Origin of the sequence: Streptomyces sp. NBC_00016 (assembly GCF_045040885.1) — a bacterium.
GTDB classification, from domain to species: Bacteria; Actinomycetota; Actinomycetes; order Streptomycetales; family Streptomycetaceae; genus Streptomyces; species Streptomyces coriariae.
Map to the genome: position 1 here is coordinate 7,733,996 of NZ_CP108304.1, position 24,734 is coordinate 7,758,729.

Annotated in this window: 19 protein-coding genes and 1 tRNA gene; 11 read left to right on the top strand and 9 right to left on the bottom strand. The window is 72.4% G+C overall.

What is annotated here, in order from left to right:
* Positions 1–18: 18 nt before the first annotated feature.
* On the bottom strand, positions 19–3,885 hold the full coding sequence (locus OG933_RS34235) for a Pls/PosA family non-ribosomal peptide synthetase (protein ID WP_405630717.1): 3,867 nt from the start codon (positions 3,883–3,885) through the stop codon (positions 19–21).
* Positions 3,886–4,486: 601 nt separating this feature from the next.
* On the opposite strand from OG933_RS34235, the gene OG933_RS34240 reads away from it, so the two are divergent.
* On the top strand, positions 4,487–5,326 hold the full coding sequence (locus tag OG933_RS34240; RefSeq protein WP_362528462.1) for an ABC transporter substrate-binding protein: 840 nt from the start codon (positions 4,487–4,489) through the stop codon (positions 5,324–5,326).
* Between the two features lie 12 nt (positions 5,327–5,338).
* Here the strand turns inward: OG933_RS34240 and OG933_RS34245 are convergent, their stop codons facing one another.
* Together OG933_RS34245 and OG933_RS34250 are read right to left on the bottom strand one after the other, a co-directional pair.
* Positions 5,339–8,071, bottom strand: coding sequence for a SpoIIE family protein phosphatase (locus tag OG933_RS34245; protein ID WP_405630720.1), 2,733 nt, complete (start codon positions 8,069–8,071; stop codon positions 5,339–5,341).
* 245 nt (positions 8,072–8,316) lie between these two features.
* Positions 8,317–8,401, bottom strand: a tRNA-Leu gene (locus OG933_RS34250).
* Positions 8,402–8,607: 206 nt separating this feature from the next.
* Between OG933_RS34250 and OG933_RS34255 the strand changes: the two genes are divergently transcribed.
* The 3 genes from OG933_RS34255 (at position 8,608) to OG933_RS34265 (ending at position 11,441) form a co-directional block, all read left to right on the top strand.
* Positions 8,608–9,936, top strand: coding sequence for a M20/M25/M40 family metallo-hydrolase (locus tag OG933_RS34255; protein WP_405630722.1), 1,329 nt, complete (start codon positions 8,608–8,610; stop codon positions 9,934–9,936).
* A gap of 177 nt (positions 9,937–10,113) precedes the next feature.
* Positions 10,114–10,347, top strand: a complete 234-nt coding sequence (gene chpH, locus OG933_RS34260) for a chaplin ChpH (RefSeq protein ID WP_028806602.1) — start codon at positions 10,114–10,116, stop codon at positions 10,345–10,347.
* 188 nt (positions 10,348–10,535) lie between these two features.
* Positions 10,536–11,441 (top strand): chaplin, encoded by a 906-nt coding sequence (locus OG933_RS34265; protein WP_405630725.1) that lies wholly within the window; start codon positions 10,536–10,538, stop codon positions 11,439–11,441.
* A gap of 69 nt (positions 11,442–11,510) precedes the next feature.
* Here the strand turns inward: OG933_RS34265 and OG933_RS34270 are convergent, their stop codons facing one another.
* The gene (locus OG933_RS34270) at positions 11,511–11,699 is read right to left on the bottom strand and encodes a DUF5703 family protein (protein WP_005485166.1); all 189 of its coding nucleotides are present in this window, start codon (positions 11,697–11,699) and stop codon (positions 11,511–11,513) included.
* A gap of 47 nt (positions 11,700–11,746) precedes the next feature.
* On the opposite strand from OG933_RS34270, the gene OG933_RS34275 reads away from it, so the two are divergent.
* The gene (locus tag OG933_RS34275) at positions 11,747–12,436 is read left to right on the top strand and encodes a hypothetical protein (protein ID WP_267020745.1); all 690 of its coding nucleotides are present in this window, start codon (positions 11,747–11,749) and stop codon (positions 12,434–12,436) included.
* A gap of 144 nt (positions 12,437–12,580) precedes the next feature.
* On the opposite strand, the gene OG933_RS34280 is transcribed toward OG933_RS34275, so the two are convergent.
* Both OG933_RS34280 and OG933_RS34285 read right to left on the bottom strand, forming a co-directional pair.
* Positions 12,581–14,908 carry a helix-hairpin-helix domain-containing protein gene (locus OG933_RS34280; protein ID WP_405630728.1) on the bottom strand — a complete coding sequence of 776 codons (2,328 nt, stop codon included), beginning with the start codon at positions 14,906–14,908 and terminating at the stop codon, positions 12,581–12,583.
* Entirely contained in the window at positions 14,905–15,891 is a 987-nt protein-coding gene (locus tag OG933_RS34285; RefSeq protein WP_267020747.1) for an aldo/keto reductase, read from the bottom strand. The genes OG933_RS34280 and OG933_RS34285 overlap by 4 nt, the downstream gene beginning before the upstream one ends.
* Before the next feature lie 199 nt (positions 15,892–16,090).
* On the opposite strand from OG933_RS34285, the gene OG933_RS34290 reads away from it, so the two are divergent.
* Positions 16,091–17,146 (top strand): LLM class F420-dependent oxidoreductase, encoded by a 1,056-nt coding sequence (locus OG933_RS34290; RefSeq protein ID WP_362535862.1) that lies wholly within the window; start codon positions 16,091–16,093, stop codon positions 17,144–17,146.
* Between the two features lie 242 nt (positions 17,147–17,388).
* Positions 17,389–18,177: a ferritin-like domain-containing protein gene (locus OG933_RS34295; protein WP_362535864.1), complete on the top strand. Its 789-nt coding sequence runs from the start codon at positions 17,389–17,391 to the stop codon at positions 18,175–18,177.
* Positions 18,178–18,211: 34 nt separating this feature from the next.
* On the opposite strand, the gene corA is transcribed toward OG933_RS34295, so the two are convergent.
* On the bottom strand, positions 18,212–19,207 hold the full coding sequence (gene corA / locus OG933_RS34300; protein WP_362535866.1) for a magnesium/cobalt transporter CorA: 996 nt from the start codon (positions 19,205–19,207) through the stop codon (positions 18,212–18,214).
* A gap of 62 nt (positions 19,208–19,269) precedes the next feature.
* On the opposite strand from corA, the gene OG933_RS34305 reads away from it, so the two are divergent.
* From OG933_RS34305 to mshC, 4 genes are all read left to right on the top strand, one after another.
* On the top strand, positions 19,270–19,956 hold the full coding sequence (locus OG933_RS34305; RefSeq protein ID WP_054239366.1) for a histidine phosphatase family protein: 687 nt from the start codon (positions 19,270–19,272) through the stop codon (positions 19,954–19,956).
* A gap of 111 nt (positions 19,957–20,067) precedes the next feature.
* On the top strand, positions 20,068–20,658 hold the full coding sequence (locus OG933_RS34310; protein WP_020128287.1) for a DUF3090 domain-containing protein: 591 nt from the start codon (positions 20,068–20,070) through the stop codon (positions 20,656–20,658).
* The gene (locus OG933_RS34315; protein ID WP_405630730.1) at positions 20,622–21,455 is read left to right on the top strand and encodes an SCO1664 family protein; all 834 of its coding nucleotides are present in this window, start codon (positions 20,622–20,624) and stop codon (positions 21,453–21,455) included. Before OG933_RS34310 ends, OG933_RS34315 begins: the two co-directional genes overlap by 37 nt.
* A gap of 129 nt (positions 21,456–21,584) precedes the next feature.
* Positions 21,585–22,814, top strand: coding sequence for a cysteine--1-D-myo-inosityl 2-amino-2-deoxy-alpha-D-glucopyranoside ligase (gene mshC / locus OG933_RS34320; RefSeq protein WP_020128289.1), 1,230 nt, complete (start codon positions 21,585–21,587; stop codon positions 22,812–22,814).
* 100 nt (positions 22,815–22,914) lie between these two features.
* Here the strand turns inward: mshC and OG933_RS34325 are convergent, their stop codons facing one another.
* Complete coding sequence (locus OG933_RS34325) at positions 22,915–23,850, bottom strand: PAC2 family protein (protein ID WP_142269503.1); 936 nt, start codon at positions 23,848–23,850, stop codon at positions 22,915–22,917.
* Positions 23,851–24,042: 192 nt separating this feature from the next.
* The gene (locus tag OG933_RS34330; protein WP_020128291.1) at positions 24,043–24,714 is read right to left on the bottom strand and encodes a FadR/GntR family transcriptional regulator; all 672 of its coding nucleotides are present in this window, start codon (positions 24,712–24,714) and stop codon (positions 24,043–24,045) included.
* Between the last annotated feature and the right edge of the window lie 20 nt (positions 24,715–24,734).

Sequence of the window (24,734 nt, forward strand, 5' to 3'; positions counted from 1 at the left end):
ACTGCGAGTAGCCCCTTCTCAGGGACGCCATGCCTCGATCGGATTGCCGAGCCAGCGGGTGTCGTCCGGGACGGACTCCGCGGCCATGACGAGCGACGCGGGACCCAGGGTCGTCCGGGCCCCGATCGTGCTGCCGGGCAGCACGATCCCGCCAGGGCCCAGCGTGGCACCCTCACGGAGGACCACAGTATCCGTCCGCAAGATCCGGTCGTGGAAGAGGTGAGTCTGCAGGACGCACCCACGGTTGACCGTCGCCCCGTCCTCGAGGGTCACCAGGTCCGACTCGGGCAGCCAGTAGCTCTCCACCCACACGCCCCTGCCGATCCGAGCGCCGAGCCCGCGCAGCCACGCCGTCATCACCGGTGTGCCCGGCACGGCGCCCGCCAGCCACGGCACCGCCACGACCTCCACGAACGTGTCCGCCAGCTCGTTGCGCCACACGAAGCCGGACCACAGCGGGTGCTCCCCGCTGCGATGCCGTCCGACGAGCAGCCACTTGGCGACGATCGAGACGACGGCCGCCGCGCCGCCCGCCCCGAGCAGGACGAGCCCGGACAGCAGCGGCGCCCAGACGCCCAGCGTGCACAGCGCCGCCACCGTCAGCACGGCCAGCCCCGCCGAGCAGAACACCGGCACGATCCGGCACAGCTCCACCAGGGCACGCGCCCACAGCAGCCGCGCGGGCGGCTCGTACGTCCGGCTCTGGTCGCCCCCGGTCGTGTTCCGCGGCAGCTTCACCGGCGGAAGACCCAGGTAGGAACTGCCCTTCTTCGCCTTCTTCGGCGTCGCCGACAGCACCCCCACCAGGCCGCCGTCCGGCACGCTCCGCCCCGGCGCGGTCATCCCCGAGTTGCCGAGGAAGGCCCGCCGCCCGATCTCCGCCCGCCCGATCCGCATCCAGCCGCCGCCGAGCTCGTACGGCGCGGTCAGGGTGTCGTCGGCGAGGAACGCGCCCTCACCGACCGTGGTCAGGCTGGGCAGCGCGAGCACGGTCGAGACTTCGGCGCCCTTGCCGATCCGCATCCCCAGCAACCGCAGCCACACCGGCGTGACCAGCCCCGCGTAGAGCGGGAAGAGGGTCTCGCGCGAGTGGTCCATGAGCTGCGTGACGGTCCACGCCTGCCAGCCGATCCTGCTGTGCGTGGGATGCGTGCCCTCACGCAGACCGATGCTCAGCAGCCGTACGGCGATCAGCAGCAGCACCGCGTACGCCAGACCGAAGGCGAGCGTGGCCGGGACCAGGGCGAGCGCGGCGCCCCGCAGGGCCTCACCGAGCCCGCCGCCGGGGGTCACGAAGCGGCTCGCCACCAGCAGGGCCGCCCCGGCCGCCAGCACCGGCAGCGCGGTCAGCGCGAGACCGGACAGCCCGTACAGCACCCGCCAGGACGTGCCGCGGGCCGGCCGCTCCTTGGGCCAGTTGCGCTTGGCCTTGCCGAGCTTGACCGCGGGCGCGCCCGCCCACCGCTGACCGGTGGGAACCTGACCGGTGACCGCCGAACCCGGCGCCACCTCGGCCCGCTTGCCGACCCGGGCGCCCGGGAAGAGCATGCTGCGCGTGCCGACGACGGCGTGCGCGCCCACCTTGACCGTGCCGAGCTCCAGCCGGTCGCCGTCCAGCCACCAGCCGGACAGATCCACCTCGGACTCCACGGCCGCGCCCCGGCCCAGCTTCAGCATGCCGGTCACCGGCGGAAGCGAGTGCAGGTCCACGTCCGGCCCGACCTTGGCCCCCAGGGCCCGCGCGTAGCGCTCCAGCCAGGACCCGGTCAGCGAGGTCGCCCCGCTGAACTCGGCCAGCCGCTCCGCCGTCCACAGCCGCAGATGGACGCCGCCACCGCGCGCGTACCGTCCCGGCTGCACACCGCGCAGCAGCAGCCGCGCCCCGCCCGCGGCGATCGCGAGCCGTCCGGGCGGGCTGAACAGCAGCAGCGCGGCGGACCCGACCAGCCACCACGGGGCGGTCGGCAGCCAGCCGTACGCGGGCAGCAGGTTGCCGAGCGCGGCCAGCGGCACCGTCCAGCGCAGCCCCAGCAGGGTGAACAGCGGTACGAGCAGCAGCGTCTGGATCACCTTGGCGCGCGCGGGCACCGGGGCGACGACGCGGGTCGACCCGTCGTCCTGCGCGGACCTCTCCAGATGCCGGGCCAGCTTGCGCAGGGTGGGCTGCTGGTAGATGTCGAGGACGGCAGCGCTGGGGTAGCGGGTGCGCAGCCGTGTCGTCAGCTGGGCGGCGGCGAGACTGCTGCCGCCGATCGCGAAGAAGTCGTCACGGGCACTGCCCACGGGGATGCCGAGGACCTCGGTCCACTGCTCCGCCAGCCAGGCCTCGGTGCCGTAGAGCTGCTCGGCCGGGCCGCCCGTCTCCACGCCCTCCAGGGGCCAGGGCAGGGCGTTGCGGTCGACCTTGCCCGAGGTACGGGTCGGCAGGTCGGCCACCGGCGCGAGCAACGGCACGAGGGCGGCCGGCAGCTCGGCGCGCAGCCGCTGCACGGCCGCCGCCTGGTCCCAGCCGTCCTGCGTCACGACGTACCCGACCAGGAGCTGGTTGCCGCTGCGGGCGGTCCGCACGGCGGCGGCGGCCCCCGCGACACCCGGCAGCGCCTGGAGTGCCGCGTCCACCTCGCCCAGCTCGATCCGCCGCCCGCCGAGCTTGATCTGCTCGTCGGCCCGCCCGAGGAAGACGAGCCCCTCGGCGTCGGCGCGCACCAGGTCACCGCTGCGGTACGCCCGCTCCCAGCCCAGCGACTTCAGCGGCGCGTACTTCTCCGCGTCCTTCTCGGCGTCGAGATACCGTGCGAGCCCGACCCCGCCGATCACCAGCTGCCCGCTGCCGCCCAGCGGCACCGGCTCCCCGGCCTCGTCCACGACGGCCAGCTCCCAGCCCCTGAGCGGCAGCCCGATCCTGATCGGCTCCGCGCCGGACATCAGCGAGGCGCAGGCGACGACGGTGGCCTCGGTCGGCCCGTACGTGTTCCAGACCTCCCGCCCCTCCGTCACCAGCCGCTGCACCAGCTCGGGCGGGCAGGCCTCGCCGCCGAAGATCAGCAGCCGTACGTCGTTGAGGGTCTCGGGCTCCCACAGCGCGGCCAGCGTAGGCACCGTGGAGACGACCGTGATCTCCTGCTCGACCAGCCAGGGCCCCAGATCGGCGCCGCTGCGGACCTGGGAGCGGGGCACGGGCACGAGACAGGCCCCGTAGCGCCAGGCCAGCCACATCTCCTCGCAGGAGGCGTCGAAGGCCACGGAGAGCCCGGCCATGACCCGGTCGACGGGTCCGATCGGCTCTTCGGTGAGGAACAGCGCGGCCTCGGCGTCCACGAAGGCGGCGGCGCTGCGATGACTGACGGCGACGCCCTTGGGCTTACCGGTGGAGCCGGAGGTGAAGATGATCCAGGCGTCGTGCTCGATGCCGGGCCGGGCGGCGGCCGACGTCGGCGTGCCGTGGACGGTGATCTCGTGCCCGGCGCCGACGACGGCCCGGACGTCCGCCTCCCCGAAGACCAGCTCGGCCCGCTCGTCGGGGTCCTCGGCGTCCACCGGGACGTAGGCCGCGCCGGCGGCGAGGACGGCGAGGATCGCCACGTAGAGGTCGTTGGTGCCGGAGGGGACACGGATGCCCACCCGGTCGCCGAGTCCGACCCCGGCGGCGGAGAGCCGGCGCCGGAGGTTCTCCACCTCGACGGCGAGGGCGCGGTAGGTGAGGGTCGTGCTGCCGTCGTCCAGGGCGAGCTCGTCCGGGAACGACCGCACGGACGCGTCGAAGATGTCGACGAGGGTGCGGGGGGAGGCGGCGGGGCCGCCGGAGAAGCGGGCGGTGTCGCCGAGTTGTGCGCGGATTTCTTCGTCGAGCAGGCCGAGAGCACTGCTCTCGTCGATGGCTGCCATCGGTCCTCGCGTCTCGATCCGGAAGCCTCCGGGGAGCCGGCGGGCCCGCAGGTCTGCCTGGGGTTGTCCGGTCCAGCTCCGTAACAAGCCGGAAATTTTAGTACGACGCTAGGCTCGCCGCGGTGGCGAGGCCACTCGGGGAGGCCGTCCGGGGCGCCGAGGAAGATCAACGACACCGCTCTGACCTGGAATCTTCGCGCTGCGGCGAGACTTGCCCCACATCGGCGGGAAGGTCGCCTCTGCCGACCTGATGTCCCGGTTTGCGGTGCGCGCGCCGAGGGCGGGAACGGGGAGGAACACGGAGAGGCCGGCCCGGCCGATCGGCCGGAACTCCCGAAACCCGAAACCGCGCGGCGCCTCGGCGGGCGATCCCCCTGGTCCAGGACCGGTACCGGGACCGGCGCCGGATCCGGCGCCGCGCCCCGTGCGCCACGCGCCGCAGCGACGTCGTGCACATCGAGCGCGGTCGGCGCCGTCCTTTCTCCCGCGTGGCTCCGGCAGTCGTATGGTTTGTGGTGATCCATGGTGAATCGAGGACTATGCCCCTACCGGAGGTGCAATGATGCGCGCCGCGGCAGCGATCGGTTCTCTGGCTGTCGGCGTGGCGCTCATCGTCGCGACATCGGCTTGTGACCGGGACGGGTCGCAGTCGCCGAATGTCCGCTACGGCGACTGCCCGATCTCGGGACATTACGGGGAGTTCCACCTGTCGCCCGAGACGGCGGGCGCCCTCACGGTCAGAACGACCCTGCCCGCGCCCGGCTGGTGGAACGGCGACACGCCGGACTCCATCAAGAGCGGCTACGAGTACTGCATGGCCGCCAACATCGCCTATCGATCCGGACTCGACCGGGTGAAGGTCGAGAACGCCCCCTTCCCGGAGGTCGTGTCCGGCCGGACCAAGGACTTCGACCTGGCCCTGGCGCAGATCACGATCACCCCGGAACGGAGCAAGGTGGCCGAGTTCTCCCCGCCCTACCTCTCCTCGACCCTGGGAGTGCTGATCAGGGACGAGGAGAAGATCGACGAAACCAACATCCGTGACGTCCGCATCGGAGTGGCCGAGGGCACCACGGGCGAGGAGTTCGTCAAGAAGCGCCTCGAGCCGACCAAGCCCGTCACCGCCTTCCCCAACGACCCGGAGATGGTCACGGCGCTGGAGGAGGGACGCATCGACGCGGTCGTCCACGACACGACGATTCTGCTGGCGTATCCCCAGAAGCGGGAGGGCAAGGTGCGTCTCGTGGGCCAGTACAGGACCGACCAGGGTTACGGCGCCCTTTACCCGAAGGGGTCAGCCGACAAGGACGAGCTGGACCGGATCATCAGGCAGCTGATCGACGACGGAACGCTCACCAAACTGTCGGCCGTCTATCTCGGGGCCGCTTTCGGCCAGGACCCGGCCAAGATCCCGTACTTCACGGTCGGCGACAGCTCCTGAACGCTGCGGGCCTCACAGGTCCGCCATCAGCAGGCCGCTCAGGTCCCCGGCGGCTCCGGCGTCGAGCGCCTGCTCAGCCCAGATGATCTTGCCTCGGTCGGTGTACCGGGTCCCCCAGCGGCGGGACATCTGCGCGACGAGGAACAGCCCACGACCCCCCTCGTCGGTGAAGGCCGCGCGGCGCAGGTGCGGGGAGGTGCTGGTGCCGTCGGCGACCTCGCAGATCAGACTGTCGCGGTCGCGCAGCAGCCGCAGGCTGATGGGGCTCGCTCCGTACCGGATGGCGTTCGTGACGAGTTCGCTGAGGATCAGCTCGGTGGTGAAGGCGGCCTCGCCGAGCCCCCAGGATTCCAGCCTGCGGGTGGCCTCGGCGCGGATCCCGGAGACGGCCGCGGGGTCGTCGGGCACCTCCCACTCCTCGACCTGCTCCGGGTCGAGCAGCCGGGTGCGTGCGACGAGCAGGGCGACATCGTCACTCGACCTGGTGCGCAGCATCGCGTCGAGCACCGCCCGGCAGGTGTCGTCCGGGGTGGTGCCGTCCGTATGGGCGAGCGCCTGCCTCAGCATGCCGAGCCCGGTGTCGATGTCACGGCCGCGGGCCTCGACCAGGCCGTCGGTGTAGAGGACCAGCCGGCTGTCGGCCGCCAGTCGGAGTACGGCCGTCTCGACCGGCAGACCTCCGCCCACACCGAGTGGCGGGGCGACGGGAATGTCGGGGAAGGTCACGGAGCCGTCGGGCGAGACCAGCGCCGGACCGGGATGACCGGCCCGGGCGAGAACACACCGCCCGGAGACCGGATCGTAGACCGCGTACAGGCAGGTGGCACCGGTGACGGCCTCGGTGTTGCCCTCGGCCGCCGCGTCCTGGTCGATCCGGGTGATCAGGTCGTCAAGGTGCGCGAGAAGCTCGTCCGGAGGCAGGTCCAGGGCGGCGAAGTTGTGCACCGCGGTCCTCAGACGACCCATCGTCGCGGCGGCGTGCAGACCGTGTCCGACGACGTCGCCGACCACCAGGGCCACCCGGGCCCCCGGGAGCGGGATGACGTCGTACCAGTCGCCGCCCACCCCCGCCTTGGCGGGCAGGTACCGGTGCCCGACCTCCAGGGCGGACAGCTCGGGGAGTGCGCCGGGCAGCAGGCTGCGTTGGAGGGTGACGGCCGTGGTGTGCTCGCGGGTGTACCGCCGCGCGTTGTCGATGCACACGGCCGCCCGGGCGGCGAGTTCCTCGGCGGGGGACAGGTCGTCCGGCTCGAAGGGGTCCTGCTCCGAACGCCAGAACTCCACGACACCCAGCAACTGGCCTCGGGCCTGGAGCGGCACCGAGATCATGGAGTGGATACCGAATTCGATGACCTTCCGGGCCCGCTCCGGGTTCTGGACCCGCCATCCGTCGGCCATGGCGAGGTCCGCCACCAGGACCGGTCGGCCGGTGGTCATACCGATGGCCACCGGGTTGCCGGGCGCGTAGCGCATACGCCTCCCGACGGGGTAGAGGGGCACGTCGTCCCGGATGCCCTCGGCTGCGATGCGGCGCATTTCCCTGCTCGCCCCCGTCGGTTCACCCCCTTGCAGCACGGGCTCCAGCAACTCGACGGTGGCGAAGTCGGCGAAGCGCGGGACCGCCACCTCGGTCAGTTCCTCGGCGGTGCGCTTCATGTCGAGGGTGGTGCCGATCCGCGTGCTGGCCTCGTAGAGCAGTTGCAGGCGCCCGCCCGCCACGTCCGCCCGGCCCGCGAGGGCGCGCAGCTCCGTGGTGTCCCGCAGGGTGGCCACGCTGCCCCCCTGCGAGCCCACCTGCCGCACGCTGACCGCGAGCAGGATGTCCCCGGCCAGGAAGACCTTGTCCGTGGCCGCCCGGCCCGATGCCAGCAGTCCGGCCAGGGCCGGGCTCAGCCCGAGTCCGGTGACCGGCCTGCCCTCGGCCTCCGGCGGCAGTGCGAGCAGCCGGCGCGCCTCGTCGTTGACCAGCAGCAGCCTTGCCTCACCGTCCAGAATGATCACGCCTTCGCGGACCGCGTGCAGCACCGCGTCGTGGTGCTCGTACATGCGGGTCATCTCCACCGGTCCGAGGCCCCGGGTCTGGCGCCGCAATCGCCCGCTGACCAGTGCCGACCCGCCCGCGGCCAGCAGCAGTGCGACACCGCCGGCGGCGAAGATCACCGGCAGTTGGTGCTGCACCACACTGGTCACCTTGTCCACCGTGACTCCCACGGTGACGAGGCCGACCGCGGTCCCCTTCTCGTCGAAGACGGCCACCGTCGAGTCGACCGCCTTCCCCAGACTGCTGTCGAACGTGGTCTGGTGGGGCTCGCCTTCGAGCGCCTGGCCGTAGGACGTGGAGACGTGCTTCCCGATCTGGTCCGGGTCCGGGTGGGTCCACCGGAAGCCGTAGGGGCTCAGTGCCACGACGTAGTCGACGCCGGTCCTCTTGCGCACCGCCTCGGCATGGGGCTGGAGTGCCGCCGTCGGGTCGTCGCTCTTCATCGCCTCCGCGGTGCCCGGGGCGTTCGCGAACGACTCGGCGGCCACCAGTGACCGGTCGCCGGCTTCCTGGATCGCGCGGTTGCGGTCCTGGATCACGAGCACCACCACGGCCGTGGCGATGAGCAGGAGGACGACCACCAGTTGCAGCAGGAAGACCTGACCGGCGACGCTGCGCGGTTTCCGCAACGACAGCAGACGTCGGCCGGCCGAAGGGTGACGGGCCTTCGGGCCGGCCTCCGGCGGCCCGCCCTTCGGTGGCACGTGGTCGGTCCGTCGGCTCGCTGGGACAGATTGCCCAAGTTTGCCCATTTTTCCAGTATCAGTGACCGGATCGGCGGGCGCGGCTCAGGACGGCCCCGGGCCGACACGGTCGGGCCGGGGCCGCAGCGATCGGGGAGCCCGAAGGCTCCAGGAACGAAAAATTGCCGGTGAGTCATGTGACTCACCGGCAAATTCGCCAACCAGCCGGGACGATCTCGCGAACGTCCCGGCTGGTTCTGCTTCTGTGTCCGAGGGGGGACTTGAACCCCCACGCCCGATAAAGGGCACTAGCACCTCAAGCTAGCGCGTCTGCCATTCCGCCACCCGGACAAGGTGTCTGTCGTGCGGGGTTTCCCCCGCGGCGACGTCGTAAACATTACCAGGCTTTCCGGGGTGCCCGATCACAGGCAGTCGCCCCGCCGGATGCCGCGTCCCGCGTGAACGGCGTGTGTCGGGCCGGGACCGGCCTTGGGCGGGGAGCGGGGGAGAGGGAGGATGAAGGGGACCCACCAGCAGTGACAGCGGGAGGAACCAGCGTGAGCGCGACCGACGGCACGGCCAGGAGCGTCACCGGCGAGGACGAGGTCGTGGACCTCTGCCGCGAGCTGATCCGGATCGACACCAGCAACTACGGCGACCACTCGGGCCCGGGTGAACGCAAGGCGGCCGAGTGGGTCGCCGAGAAGCTCGCCGAAGTGGGACTCGAACCGAAGATCTTCGAGTCGCACCCGGGCCGCGCCTCCACGGTGGCCCGTATCGAGGGCGAGGACTCTTCGAGGCCCGCGCTGCTCATCCACGGTCACCTCGACGTCGTACCGGCGAACGCGGTCGACTGGACCCACCACCCCTTCTCCGGCGAGGTCGCCGACGGATGCGTGTGGGGCCGGGGCGCGGTCGACATGAAGGACATGGACGCGATGACGCTGGCGGTCGTCCGCGACCGGCTGCGCTCCGGGCGCAGGCCGCCCCGCGACATCGTGCTCGCGTTCCTCGCCGACGAGGAGGCGGGCGGCACCTACGGCGCCCGGCACCTCGTCGACAACCACCCCGACCTGTTCGAGGGCGTCACCGAGGCGATCAGCGAGGTGGGCGGGTTCTCGTTCACCGTGAGCGAGGAGCGGCGGCTCTACCTCATCCAGACGGCCGAGAAGGGCATGCACTGGATGAAGCTGACCGTGGCCGGCACCGCCGGACACGGGTCGATGATCCACCGGGACAACGCCATCACCGAACTCTCCGAGGCGGTCGCACGGCTCGGCCGGCACACCTTCCCGGTACGGGTCACCAAGACGACCCGCGCCTTCCTCGACGAGCTCGGCGACGCGCTCGGCACCGAGCTGGACCCCGAGGACATGCAGTCGACCCTCGCCAGGCTGGGCGGGATCGCCAAGCTGATCGGCGCGACGCTGAGCAACACCGCCAACCCGACCCAGCTGGGCGCCGGCTACAAGGTCAACGTCATCCCGGGCGAGGCCACCGCGCACGTCGACGGGCGGTTCCTGCCCGGGCACGAGGACGAGTTCCTGGGCGACCTCGACCGGATCCTCGGCCCGAAGGTGCGCCGCGAGGACGTGCACTCCGACAAGGCGCTGGAGACCTCCTTCGACGGGCCGCTGGTCGAGGCGATGCAGGCCGCGCTGCTCGCCGAGGACCCGACCGCCAAGGCCATCCCGTACATGCTGTCCGGCGGCACGGACGCCAAGTCCTTCGACGACCTCGGTATCCGCGGCTTCGGCTTCGCCCCGCTCAAGCTGCCGCCGGAGCTGGACTTCGCCGGGATGTTCCACGGCGTGGACGAGCGGGTCCCGGTGGACGGGCTCCAGTTCGGCGTGCGCGTGCTCGACCGATTCATCGACGCGTCCTGAATTGTCCCGGTGAAACGAGAATCCACCGGGCGGAGAACGGGCGAAGATAATCGGCCGCCTGTGCGGGCGGGACTGGGAAGAGTGAATGCGCCGATAAGCGCGTAGCCTCATTAATTCCCCCTCGTTACTGGTGATGCGATCCGCTGCTTGGGATCGCATTGCCAACAAGGAGGAATAATGATCAAGAAGGTCGTCGCTGCTGCGGCTGCCACTGGTGGGCTGGTTCTCGCGGGCGCGGGTCTGGCTGTTGCCGATGCCGGTGCCCAGGGTGCTGCCGTGCACTCCCCGGGTGTCGCCTCGGGCAACGTGATCCAGGTGCCCGTGCACGTCCCGGTGAACGTCTGCGGTAACACGATCTCGGTGATCGGGCTGCTGAACCCCGCCTTCGGCAACACCTGCATCAACAAGTGACGTCGCCCCGCTGAGGGGTCGTCCGTCCACACCGTCGGCCCCGGAGCGCGCGCCATGCGCTCCGGGGCCGACCGGTCTTTTTCCGAAGGAAAAGCCGAAGAAGTCGAAGAGCCCGAAATGAATCGAACAGCTGCCATGATGCGAGCGCATTCGGGACGAATGACGAGATCGAAAGCAGGGATTCAGCAATGCGACAGGTCACCCGCAAAAGCCTCATGACCGTGGCGGCGGCGACGGGGGTGATCGCCGCCGCGGGCGGCTACGCCCACGCCGACTCCGGCGCGAACGGCGGCGCCACGGACTCGCCCGGCGTGCTGTCGGGCAACTCCGTGCAGGCGCCGGTCAACGTTCCGGTGAACGTCTGCGGCAACACCGTCGACGTCGTCGGGGCGCTCAACCCGACCTTCGGCAACTCCTGCGCCAACAAGGGCGGCGGTGCGCGGTCGGGCGGCTACGGCGACCACCGGGGCGGTGGTCACGGCGACCACCGGGGCGGTGGCTACGGCGACCACCAGGGTGGTGGCTACGGCGACCACCAGGGCGGCGGTGGCGGCCGGGGCGGAAGCCACGGTGGAGGCCACGGCGGGAACCACGGCGGCGGCCACGGCGGCTCCGGCACGCAAGCAGGCTCCGGGGGCGCGCACGCGGGCGGGCACACCGGCGGATCGCCCGGTGTCGGCTCCGGCAACCACGTCCAGGCGCCGATCGACGTGCCGGTCAACGTGTGCGGCAACAGCATCGACGTCGTCGGGATCCTCAACCCGTCCTTCGGCAACGACTGCGCCAACGACAGCGGTACCGGCCCCCACACGCCCCCCTCGCGAGGCCACGAGACGCCGGGCAAGCCCGGAGGGCACGGCCCCGGCAAGCCGGGCGGGCACGGACAGTCCAACCCGTCCCGGCCCGGGGGTGTGCCGTCCACCTCGGACCACGTGACCCCGGCCGGCGCCTCCGCCGTCCACCGGCCCGCCGCCCACGCCGCGCAGCTCGCGCACACCGGCAGCGAGCTGCCGATGGGCCTCGCCCTGCCGGCCGGCGTGGGCGCGCTGCTCGCGGGCGCGGTGCTCTACCGCAAGGCGCGCCCCTCCGCGTAAGCCCGCGGGGTGCCCACGACGGAGCGGGCCCCGCCTCGGCGGGGCCCGCTCCGTACCCGTGGGATCACCTCACCACGTGGCCCGCACCTGGCGGATGATCCGCCGGCGCAACCGCACCCTGCGGCTGCCGTCACGCAGCAGGCTCAGGCGGTCCAACTCCCAGTGTCCGTACTCGGCATGGTCGGTCAGCAGTCGGGTCGCGTCCTTGCGGGAGACCCCGCGCGGTACGTAGACGTCGACAAATTCGTATTCCGGCATCGCATCTATTGTGCGGTCTGGGGTCCGGTACGGATAGCGTCTGCACTATGTCTGATGCTGCGCAGCCCACCGCTGCCGAGGTACGCGCCGCCGCCGAGGCGGTCAAGACCGCGCTCGACCGCCACCTGGCCGCGGTCGAACGCAGGACGGGGGAGGACGACCCGGCCGTCTACGAGGCGTTCAACGAGCTGGCCGCGGCCGCCGAGGTCTACGACGAACTGCTCTACGACCGATATGACGAGGTCACGCCCTTCGAGATCCCCGGCGCGGAGGACTCCCTGCCGCCGTACGCGGGTCCCGAGGAGCCGAACGCGCTGAGTGTGCTGATCCGCCGCGACTACGCCGTCGCGGAGCCACAGCGGCTGCTGGCGCAGGCCCAGCGGATCGAGGCGGCGGACGACGAGGGAGCGGGCGGGGCGGTCTCGGACACGGTGCACGGGGCGTTGGGCATCCTGTTCGGCGAGTTCGAGGCGGACGAGATCGCCTCCCGGCACAAGGAGTTCGGCCTGGAGGAGGGCGACTCCACGCTGTGGGTGCTGGCGGCCGACGAACCGGCCGAGCCGGGCGAGTGGCTGGAGACACCCTTCGAGCAGGCCGACCCCGGGCGGGTGGTCTGCCGCTTCGACGTGAGCGCGGTGTTCGACGAACTAGACGACGGCGACGACGGCGACGACGAGGATCTCGTGGACGACATCGAGGACGAGGAACTGGAGCCGCTGGACGCCGACCGCCGCTGACCGGCAGCCGGCAGCGGCGGTCGGGAACCGGGCGGCGGGCAGCGGAGGCCTCCGGGTCCGCATGACGGCGGGTCTGCATTACGGCGGGTCTGCATGACGGCGGCGGTCCCGAGGGGGAGACCCTCGGGACCGCCGCCGTTGGCGCTACTCGGCCGCCGGGACCTGGGTGCGCAACAGCACCGGAAGCCGGGTCGTGCGGGGCTTCGCCGGGACCTCGGCGACGGCCTTCGGCAGGGCCTGCTCCACGCCGTGCACCACGGACAGATGGCGCTCCCCCCGGCCGAACGCCGTGTACACCCAGGGGCGTGAGAGCGCCTGCCCGGCGTCCCCGGGCAGCACCACGACCGCCGCGGGCCACCGGCTGCCCACGGCCTGGTGCGCCGTCAGCGCCCACCCGTGCCGTACGGCCTGCTCCACCCGTTCCCTCGGCACGACCACCGGGCCGTCGGCGCAGGACAGGTGCAGCCCCTCCGCGTCGGCCGTCACCACCCGGCCGGGCACCGTACGGCCCGGCGCGGGCGAGTAGGCGATCCGGTCGCCGGGGTCGAAGCCGCCGAACCGGCCGGGGCCGGGATTGAGCCGTTCCTTGAGGGCGGCGTTCAGCGCGCGCGTGCCGGCCGCGCCGCCGTGCCCCGGGGTGATCGCCACCGTCTCCTCGGGGGTGATCCCGAAGGCCCGCGGCACCGAGTCGGCGACGAGCTGCACGGTCCGGTGCACGGCCTCGCCCGCGTCCCGCACCGGCACGATCACGATCTCCTTGCCGGGCGCGTCCACCTGGTTCAGCTCGCCGATGCCGACGCCGGAGACGAGTTCACCGATCGGCCCCGGGTCGGGCGTGCGCGAGGCGACCTGCGGGCAGGCGCGCGCCGCGAGCAGATCGGCGAAGACCCGGCCCGGGCCGGCCGACCACAGCACCGCCGGATCACCGCTGAGCACCAGCCGCGCCCCGTCCGGCAGCGACTCCACCAGCATCGCGGCGCTCTCCACGTCCAGTTGCGGCGCGTCGAGCAGGACCAGCAGGTCGAGGGCGAAGGCCCCGTCGGCGTCCCGCCCGGGACCCTCGGTGCCGGCGAGCAGCCCGGGGACGGTCACGACGGCGCCTTCCTCTGCCCGCTCGCCGAGCAGAGCAGCGAACCGCTGCCGCCCGTCCGGTGTGTGGCAGGCCGCGACCGCGCGCAGGCCCAGGGTCCGGGCCGCGCTGAGCAGCGCCGCCGGTTCGGCCCGGGAGGCGTCGCCGCCGGTGTGCAGCACCAGGCCGTGTCCGGCGACGGCGCGCAGCAGTTCGGCCGTGCTGCCGGACGCGCCGGCCGTCACCGACTCCCACCGCGCGGAGGTCTCCTTGGCCAGGGAGTTGACCACCCGGGCCAGGGCGTCGGCGAGGCTCTCCTCGGCCAGCGCGTACCGCTCCAGGCCCACCAGGACACGGACCGGCCGGGACTCCTCGCCGTCTTCCCCGCTCTCGTCCCCGCCGTTCGTGCCGCTCGCGCTGTTCTCGGCGGGTCCCTCGGACTGACCTGACCGGGCGGCGTCCACGGAGTCCAGGGCGTCCTGGAAGACGAGGGCCTCGCCCTCGGCCAGCGCGCTCTGCACGGCCGCCTCGGCGTCCGGGACGGCCTGCCGGCCGAGGGCGGCGGTGAGCGTCGGCAACTCCAGGGCGGTGTGCCCGGCCAGGGCGGCCTGTTCCAGCAGCCAGACCGTCACCGCGCGGCCGCGCCGTTCGTCGTCGGGGGCGCACTGCGGGCCGAGCAGCGCCCGCGCGAACCCGTCGGCCTGCTCGGGACGCACAGCGGGGACGCGCAGCAGTTGCCACGGGTCCTCGCGCAGCAACTCCTCGGCGCCCTCACCGAGCGCGGCGGCGGTCTGCGGCGCGAGTGTCTCGGGTGCGCCGCCGTCGGCGAGCACGCGACGCACGCCCTCGACGGCCTCCGCCGCGGGTGCCGGTGCGGCGACTGCCGCCGGTACGGGGGCCACCGGCTGGGGACGGCGGACCGGCTCCGGGGCGGGGCGGCGCGGGGCGGGCGCCGGCTCGGCGAACACGGTGGCCGGGGGCTTCGCCCCGCCCTCCACCGCGCGCACCGCCGCCAGCAGGTCGGCGGCCTTCCCGCTCAGCTTGGTCCCGCTGGCGATCGGCTCCGCCTTCTCGGCCCGGCGCCGCTCGATCCGCTCCCGCTCGAGCTTCTGCGCGGCGAGTTCGGCCTGCGCCTCGGAGAGCTGCGCGGCCGCTTCGGCGGCGTCCTCGGCCTTGCCCGCTTCCGTCCCTGCTTCTTCTTCTGCTTCTGTCTTTTCTTCTGTCTCTGCTGCCGGGTTTGCGTCTGCGGCGAGTGTCTCGTCGCTCGGCGAAGCGCTGTCGGCCGGCGCCGGTTCGGGCTGCGCCGTCGCGGTGTCGTCCGGGGTCCCGGGCTCCTCGGCGGCGTCCGGCGTCGCCGGTCCGGCGTTCTCGGTGCTCTCCGGGGGAACCGACTCCGTGCTCACAGCGTGCTCCAGTCGTGATCGGGATAGCGGTGCACGGGCGCCGACACATCGTCGAGGGCCCGGCAGATCTCGTCAGGAAGACTAAGGGCCTCCACTGACAATGCGGCCGTGAGCTGCTGCGCGTTGCGCGCGCCGACGATCGGGGCGGCCACGCCGGGCCGGTCGCGGACCCAGGCGAGGGCGACCTGGAGCGGGGTCACCGCCAGCCCGTCCGCGGCGGTCGCGACGGCGTCCACGATGCGGCTCGCGGTGTCGTCGAGATACGGCTCCACGAAGAGCCCGAAGTGGTCCGAGGCGCCACGCGAGTCGGGCGGCAGGGCATCGCCCCGGTACTTGCCGGTGAGGACGCCGCGGCCCAGCGGAGAGGAGGGCAGCAGGCCGATGCCCAGATCCAGGGCGGCCGGCAGCACCTCGCGCTCGACGCCGCGTTGCAGCAGCGAGTACTCCATCTGGGTCGCCGCGAGGCGGGTCCGGGTGCCCGGAGCGGAGAGCTGCCAGGTGGCCGCCTTGGCGAGCTGCCAGCCGCAGAAGTTGGAGACCCCGGCGTATCTGGCGCGGCCGCTGGTGACAGCGATGTCGAGGGCCTGGAGGGTCTCCTCCAGCGGAGTGTCGGGGTCGAAGGCGTGCACCTGCCACAGGTCGACGTGATCCGTGCCCAGCCGGGCCAGCGAGGCGTCCAGGGCGGCGAGGAGGTGCCCCCGGGAGCCGTCGTAGCGGCGGTCCGGGTCGGGGACGCTGCCCGCCTTGGTCGAGATGATCAGGTCCCGGCGCGGCACCAGGCCCTCCATCAGCCGTCCGAGCAGATACTCGGCGTCCCCGTCGCCGTACACGTCGGCCGTGTCGACGAGGGTCCCGCCCGCCTCCCAGAACGTCTTCATGACGTCCGCGGCGTCGTGCTCGTCGGTGTCGCGGCCCCAGGTCAGGGTGCCGAGCCCGATGCGGGACACACGCAGGCCGGTGCGGCCGAGATGCCTCTGCTCCATGGATGCCGAGATTACTGGCCAGAGATGGGCAGTGGGTTGCCTGTGGATAACCGAATTTCCGGGAGGGGGAGCCGAGTTCCGCAGGCCGGGACCCCGGCTCCGGTCGGCGCGACCCGCGCCACACCGCCCTCCCGGGCCCCCGGCCCCCGCGCTAAGGTCTCCGCAACAGCGTCGTTACTGATCAGTAAGGGGATCGGCCATGCAGCTCGGGATCAACCTCGGCTACTGGGGTGCCGGAATGGACGGCGACAACCTCGCCGTCGCCCAGGAGGCCGACCGCCTCGGATACGCCGTCTGCTGGGCCGCCGAGGCCTACGGCTCCGACGCGGCAACCGTCCTCACCTGGGTGGCCGCGCAGACCGAGCGCATCGACGTCGGCTCGGCGATCTTCCAGATCCCGGCCCGCCAGCCGGCGATGACCGCGATGACCGCCGCCACCCTCGACTCGCTCTCCGGCGGCCGTTTCCGCCTCGGCCTCGGTGTCTCGGGACCGCAGGTCTCCGAGGGCTGGTACGGCGTCAAGTTCGACAAGCCGCTGTCCCGCACCCGCGAGTACGTGGAGATCGTCCGCAAGGCGATGACGCGGGAGCGGCTGTCGTACGACGGCGAGCACTGGACGCTGCCGCTGCCGGGCGGCCCGGGCAAGCCGATCAAGCTGACCGTGCACCCGGAGCGCGAGCACATCCCGCTGTACATCGCCGCGATCGGCCCGAAGAACCTGGAGCAGACCGGCGAGATCGCCGACGGCGCCCTGCTCATCTTCCCGTCCGCCGAGCACCTCGAGGACACCGCGATCAAGCACCTGCGGGCCGGGCGCGAGAAGGCCGGCAAGACCCTGGAGGGCTTCGACGTCTGCCCGACGCTGCCGCTGGCCCTCGGCGACGACAAGGACGTCGAGCGGCTCGCCGACACCTTCCGTCCCTACACCGCGCTGTACGTCGGCGGCATGGGCAGCCGCAAGCAGAACTTCTACAACCAGCTCGCGCGCCGCATGGGCTACGAGGCCGCGGCCGACGAGATCCAGGACAAGTACCTGTCCGGTGACAAGCAGGGCGCCGCGGCCGCCGTGCCGCACGAGCTGATCGACCGGACCACTCTGCTGGGTTCGGTGGAGCGGATCGCCGACCGGATGAAGGCCTACGCGGCGGCCGGCGTCACGACGCTCACCCTCGCCCCCGCGGGCTTCACCCTGGACGAGCGCCTCGCCTCGCTGCGGGCCGGCGCGCAGGCCGTCGAGCTCGCCGGCCTGAGCTAGCCGGGTCGGGGACTTCCGGGAATTTCAGCGGCCGTGGTGGGGGCTCGGGGGTCTTCCCCGCCACGGCCGTCACGCGGAACAACGCGCCACCCGGCGCGTGGTTACGCTCCCGGACCGACTCCTCGGGTCCCCCTTTCGGCGGAGTTGTCGGACACAGCTGTTGCACCGCCTCCCGTGCCGCATTTGACTCGTTCCTTGCGGAATGCTGCGGAATCCTGCGCGACGCGGAGAGGTGCCCCACGATGCTTTCGGCCAAGAGTCTGTTCCAGGAGATCATCGACAACGACGAGTCCTTCGCGCTCTTCTGTTCCATCGCCGCCGGCGGGGAGTCGCAGGGCGGCTGGGAGAACGCCCGGATCGCCGCGCTCGTCCCGCAGAGCGAACACCACCTCGCTCCCAAGATCGCCCGGCACGGCGCCGACGAGGACAAGCACGGGCGGATCTTCAACGCCCTGATGCGCAAGCGCGGGCTCGCCCCCGTGCCCGTCCCGCGCGACACCGACTACACGATGCTTCTGGAGCGCGCCGGCATCGGCCTCGCGCACGACCGGCTCCGCGCCGACCATCCGCTGACCGTGCGCGACATCGTCACCTACCTCGCCCACAGCCGGGTCACCGAACAGCGGGCCGCCGAGCAGATGGAGCTGCTGCGCAAGCACTTCGCCGGCCACCCCGACCTCGGCCGCGCGGTGAAGATGATCTCGAACGACGAGGACAACCACCTCGCCTACTGCCACGAGGAACTGCTGCGGCTCGCCCGCGCGGGGCACGGCCGAGCCATCCAGCAGACGCTCCGCCGGTGCGCGCTCGCCGAGATCCGCATCTACCGCGACGTGAGCCTGGCCGTCATGGCCCACATGGGAGACATCCTCGGCTGGCCGAGGGCCAGGTCGGCGCTCCTCGCGGCCGGCATCCACGCCGTGTACGCGTGGGAGCGGTTCGCGGGCTGGCGGCGGATGGTCCGCCTGGAGATGCCCGAGCGCCGCGACGCGCTCGGCGGTCCGGCGGTCCCGGCTCCCGAGTACGCCTGACCCCCGAGCGCGCCGGCCGGCCCCGCAGCCGTCCCTAGAGCCATCCCCGATGCTTGAACAGCCGGTACAGCAGCACCTCGAGCCCGGCCATCAGCGCGATCACCGCCGGATACGACCACACCCACCGCAGCTCCGGCATGTGCTCGAAGTTCATGCCGTAGATCCCCGCGATCATCGTGGGGATCGCGGCCATCGCCGCCCACGCCGAGATCTTCCGCATGTCGTCGTTCTGCCGGACGCTCATCTGCGCCAGATGTGCTGAGAGGATGTCCGTGACCAGCCGGTCCAGCCCCTCCACGGACTCGTTCACCCGCATGAGATGGTCGCTGACGTCGCGGAAGAAGGGCCGCGCCCGGTCGTCCACGAAGGGCACCCCCGCGCCGGACATGCTGGTGCCCGCCAGCCGGGTCAGCGGTGGCCCCAGCGGGCCGGTGGCCCGGCGGAACTCCAGGATCTGCCGCTTGAACCGGTAGATCCGCGACGCGGTGTGCCGTGAGCCGCCGCCGTCCGGCGAGAACACCTCCGCCTCCAGCTCCTCCAGGTCCGTCTGGAGTTCCGTCGCCACGTCCAGGTAGTGGTCCACGGTGGCGTCGGCGATCGCGTACACCACCGCCGTGGGGCCCTTGGCGAGCAGCTGCGGCTCGTGCTCCAGACGGTGCCGTACGGCGGCCAGCGGAGAGCCCTCGCCGTGCCGGACGGTCACCACGAAGCCGTCACCGAGGAAGACCATCACCTCACCGGAGGAGACCGCGTCGCTCTCGGTCTCGTAGACGACCGGTTTGAACACCAGGAAGAGCGAGTCGTCGTAGATCTCCAGCTTGGGCCGCTGGTGGGCTTTCAGGGCGTCCTCGACGGCGAGCGGGTGCAGGCCGAACTCGTGCGTGACGTGGTCGAACTCCTTCTCCGTCGGCTCGTGCAGCCCGATCCACACGAAACCGCCCGCGGCCCGTGCCTCGGCCAGGGCGTCCGAGAAGTCCTCCGGGCCCTCCGTACGGTGCCCGTCGCGATAGACAGCGCAGTCGACGATCACTCGGCGCATTCTCCCTTCGGACGTTCACCGGCGCACTCCCGCGTGCGCCTACCCTGGGCCGCATGCCCACGTTGATCCTCGTCCGGCACGGCCGGTCCACCGCCAACACCTCCGGACTGCTCGCCGGCTGGACGCCCGGCGTCGCCCTCGACGAGCGGGGAGCCGCGCAGGCGGCAGCCCTGCCCGGACGGCTCGACGCGCTGCCGATCGCCGAGGTCGTCGCGAGTCCCCTCCAGCGCTGCCAGGAGACGATCCGGCCGCTCCTCGACGCCCGCCCCGGGCTGCGCGCCCACACCGACGAGCGGATCGGGGAGTGCCACTACGGCGACTGGTCCGGACGCAAGCTGGCCGAGCTGATGGACGAGCCCCTGATGGAGGTCGTGCAGGCGCACCCCTCCGCCGCCGCGTTCCCCGGCGGCGAGTCCATGCGGGCCATGCAGACCCGCGCCGCCGAGGCGGTGCGGGAGTGGAACGCGCGCGTGGAGCGCGACCACGGCGCCGACGCCGTCTATCTGATGTGCTCGCACGGCGACATCATCAAGTCGCTCGTGGCGGACGCCCTCGGGCTTCATCTCGACCTCTTCCAGCGGATCTCTGTGGAACCGTGTTCCGTCACCGCGATCCGTTACACCCGGCTGCGCCCCTTTCTCGTGCGCCTCGGCGACACCGGCGACTTCGCGTCGCTCGCCCCGCGCGAGGAGCCGCCGGCCGGGGACGCGACGGTCGGGGGTGGTGCGGGCGCACCGTGATCGTCGGCCGCAGTAGGGTGAAGCGGTCCGCAAACGCGCGCGTACCCGCAGGGACGTTCCCCCACTCGTTCCCCGGCCCACGATGACCCACGATTCCCATGGAGACAGGACGTGTCCCGTCAGGTGTTCCTCTACGACCCCCCGGACCGCTTCGTGGCCGGTACGGTCGGACTGCCCGGGCGCCGTACCTTCTTCCTCCAGGCCACCGCCGGCTCCCGAGTGACCAGCGTGGCCCTGGAGAAGACCCAGGTCGCCGCGCTCGCCGAGCGCATGGACGAACTGCTGGACGAGGTCGTACGCCGGACCGGCGGCAGCGCCCCCGTGCCCGCGATGTCGCCCGCCGAGAACACCGACACGGCCCCCCTCGACACACCGATCGAGGAGGAGTTCCGGGTCGGCACCATGGCCCTCGCCTGGGACGGCGAGGAACAGCGCATGATCGTCGAGGCGCAGGCTCTCGTGGAACTCGACGCGGACTCCGAGGAGGACCTCGCCGAGGCCGAGGAGAAACTTCTCCAGGACGAGGAGAACGGGCCCCCGATGCTGCGGGTCCGGCTCAGCGGCGCGCAGGCGAGGGCCTTCGCCAAGCGTGCCCTCGACGTCGTCAACGCGGGCCGGCCGCCGTGCCCGCTGTGCAGCCTGCCGCTCGATCCGGAAGGACACGTATGTCCGCGCCAGAACGGATACCGCCGGGGGGCGTGACGACCACCGACCCGGCCGCCGCCGAGCTCCTCGCGCGCGGCGAGCTCACCGTCCGCGGGCGCATCCGCGACGCCTCCAACGCGGCCCTGTACTGCACCGTCGCGCACGAGGGCCGCGAGGCCGCCTGCGTCTACAAGCCCGTTGCCGGGGAGCGGCCGCTGTGGGACTTCCCCGACGGCACCCTCGCCCAGCGCGAGGTCGCCGCCTACGAGGTCTCCGAGGCGACCGGCTGGGGCCTCGTGCCGCCCACCGTGCTGCGCGAGGGGCCGTACGGCGAGGGCATGTGCCAGCTGTGGATCGAGACGGCCCAGGAGGCCGACCTGCTCGCCCTGGTGGACGCGCAGGAGCCCGAGCCGGGCTGGAGGGCGATCGGCTTCGCCGAGGTCGGCGAGGGCCGCACCGCGCTGCTCGTGCACGCCGACGACGAACGGCTGCGCCGGCTCGCCGTCCTCGACGCGGTGATCAACAACGCCGACCGCAAGGGCGGCCACCTGTTGCCCACCGCCGACGGCCGGCTGTACGGCATCGACCACGGGGTCACCTTCAACGCCGAGAACAAGCTGCGTACGCTCCTGTGGGGCTGGGCGGGGGAGCCCCTGACCGGCGAGGCCGTCGACGTGCTCAAGGGCCTCAGAGGGGCCCTGGAGCCCGGCGGGCGGCTGGCGGTCACCCTGGCCGCGCTCATCACCCCCGCCGAGGTCGACGCCACGCGCGCGCGTGCCGACGCGCTGCTGGAGGCCGGGAAGCATCCGGAGCCGAGCGGCGACTGGCCGGCCATCCCCTGGCCCCCGGTCTGAACCGTCCGGCATGCCGGACGCCCGCACCGGCCGACACGCATGCCGGACGGGATCACACAAGAGGGCCTTCCCGGCCATCTGGCCTGCTCCGGTTCGTATACGCAACTTCCGTCCGGTTAGGCTCATGACATGCATGCCTGGCCCGCTTCCGAGGTCCCCGCCCTGCCTGGTCAGGGCCGCGACCTGAGGATCCACGACACCGCGACCGGCGGCTTGGTCTCCCTCGACCCCGGTCCCGTCGCCCGTATCTACGTCTGCGGCATCACGCCGTACGACGCGACCCACATCGGTCACGCGGCGACCTACAACGCGTTCGACCTCGTTCAGCGCGTGTGGCTCGACACCAAGCGGCAGGTTCACTACGTCCAGAACGTCACCGACGTCGACGACCCGCTCCTGGAGCGGGCCGAACGCGACGGCGTCGACTGGGTCGCCCTCGCCGAGAAGGAGACGGCGCTCTTCCGCGAGGACATGACGGCCCTGCGGATGCTGCCGCCGCGGCACTACATAGGCGCCGTCGAGGCGATACCCGGCATCGTCCCGCTCGTCGAGCGGCTGCGGGACGCGGGCGCCGCCTACGAGCTCGAAGGCGACGTCTACTTCTCCGTCGAGTCCGACCCGAACTTCGGCCGGGTCTCGGGCCTGGACGCGGCCGCCATGCGGCTGCTCTCCGCCGAGCGCGGCGGCGACCCCGACCGCCCCGGCAAGAAGAACCCGCTCGACCCGATGCTCTGGATGGCGGCCCGTGAGGGCGAGCCCAGCTGGGACGGCGGCTCGCTCGGCCGCGGCCGGCCGGGCTGGCACATCGAGTGCGTGGCCATCGCCCTTGACCACCTCGGGATGGGCTTCGACGTGCAGGGCGGCGGCTCCGACCTCGCCTTCCCGCACCACGAGATGGGCGCCTCCCACGCCCAGGCGCTGACCGGCGAGTTCCCCATGGCCCAGGCGTACGTCCACGCCGGCATGGTCGCCCTGGACGGCGAGAAGATGTCCAAGTCCCGGGGCAACCTCGTCTTCGTCTCGAAGCTGCGCCAGGACGGCGTCGACCCCGCCGCCATCCGCCTCACCCTCCTCGCCCACCACTACCGGGCCGACTGGGAGTGGACCGACCAGGTCCTCGTCGACGCCGAGGCCCGGCTCGGACGCTGGCGTGCCGCCGTCTCCCGGCCCGACGGGCCGCCCGCCGAGGCGCTCGTCGAGGAGATCCGCGAGGCGCTCGGCAACGACCTCGACGCCCCGGCCGCGCTCGCCGCCGTCGACCGCTGGGCGGCGCTCCAGCAGGAGCACGGCGGTACGGACATCGGTGCCCCCGGCGTCGTCTCGCGGGCCGTGGACGCGCTGCTGGGCGTGGCGCTGTAGCCGAAGGCGCCCGTACACCGGGCGCCCGTACACCGGGTACGACGAGGGGCGGTGCGCCGATGCGCACCGCCCCTCTCGGTCCTGCGTCCTGCCCGGTGTCCTAGTCCTCCGAGGAATCGCTGTCGTCGGAGGCGTCGCCGCTCGGCTTCGGCGGTTTCGGGGGCCGGGTCCGCTCCCCGGGGTCCGGCGGACCGCCGCCGTCCCGGCGCCGCAGATAGCGCTCGAACTCGCGGGCGATCGCCTCGCCCGACGCCTCCGGCAGCTCCGCGGTGTCCCGCGCCTCCTCCAGCGTCTGCACGTACTCGGCGACCTCGGTGTCCTCCGCGGCCAGCTGGTCCACTCCCACCTGCCAGGCGCGCGCGTCCTCGGGCAGCTCGCCCAGCGGGATGCGCACGTCGATCAGGTCCTCCAGGCGGTTGAGGAGGGCCAGCGTCGCCTTCGGGTTCGGCGGCTGCGAGACGTAGTGCGGCACGGCCGCCCAGAGGCTCACCGCGGGCACCCCCGCGTGCGTGCACGCCTCCTGGAGGACGCCGACGATGCCCGTGGGGCCCTCGTACTTGGTCTCCTCCAGGTCCATCCGCTGCGCCAGGTCCGCGTCGGACGTGGTCCCGCTGATCGGCACCGGACGCGTGTGCGGGGTGTCACCGAGCAGGGCGCCCAGGATGACCACCAGCTCCACACCCAACTCGTGCGCGAAGCCCAGCAGCTCGTTGCAGAACGAGCGCCAGCGCATGGACGGTTCGATGCCGCGGACGAGCACCAGGTCGCGCGGCTTGTCGCCGCCGACGCGGACGACCGACAACCTTGTCGTCGGCCACGTGATCTTGCGCACGCCGGCGTCCATCCACACCGTGGGGCGGTTCACCTGGAAGTCGTAGTAGTCCTCGGCGTCCAGCGCCGCGAACACCTCGCCCTTCCACTCCCGCTCCAGGTGCCCGACCGCGGTGGAGGCGGCGTCGCCGGCGTCGTTCCAGCCCTCGAACGCGGCCACCATGACCGGGTCGATCAGCTCGGGAACCCCCTCGAGCTCGATCACCCAGCGCCTCCTTCCGACGTGCCCTCGCTTGACCACCCAACCTTACGGCGTTCCGCGGGGGCGCTCGCAGCCCCCTTGCACGGGGGAGTGAACGGATCACTGCCCCGTTCGCCACCCCCGAACACCCCTTGCCGGACCCGACTCACGGCGTCGACGCACAGGCGGCGCACAGGGCGGGCGCGCGCCGCGGACTCACAGCGTCGAGCGCAGCCACTGCTCCACGCTCGCGATGTGCACCGTCGCCCACGACCGCGCCGCCTCCGCGTCCCGGTCGCGCAGCGCCGCCAGGATCGCCCGGTGTTCGCGCAGCGTGCCGGCCACCGCGTCCTCCTGCGTCAGGCCGCGCCAGATGCGCGCCCGGGTGGTCGGCCCGGACAGTCCGTCGAGCAGTGAGCACAGCACCGAGTTGCCGGCGCTCTGCACGATGCCCCGGTGGAACTCCAGGTCGCCAGCGACCAGTTCCTCCACCGAGGGCTCGGCCCCGAGCTTGTCCAACTGGGCGTCGAGCGCGTCCAGTTGCTGCTCACTGATGCGCAGGGCGGCCATCGCGGTGGCGGCCGGCTCCAGGATGCGGCGCACGGCCAGGAACTCCAGGACCGTGTCGTCGCGGTGGAAGTCGACGACGAAACTCAGCGCCTCGAGGAGCAGTTGCGGATCGAGACTGGTGACGTAGGTGCCGTCGCCCTGTCGCACGTCCAGGATCCGGATCAGCGACAGGGCGCGCACCGCCTCGCGCAGGGAGTTGCGGGACAGACCGAGATCGGCGGCCAGCTCGCTCTCCTTGGGCAGCCGGTCCCCGGGGCGCAGCGCACCCGAGACGATCATGCCCTTGATCTTCTCGATCGCCTCGTCGGTGACTGCCATGCCGGCCTCCCTGTGGTTCC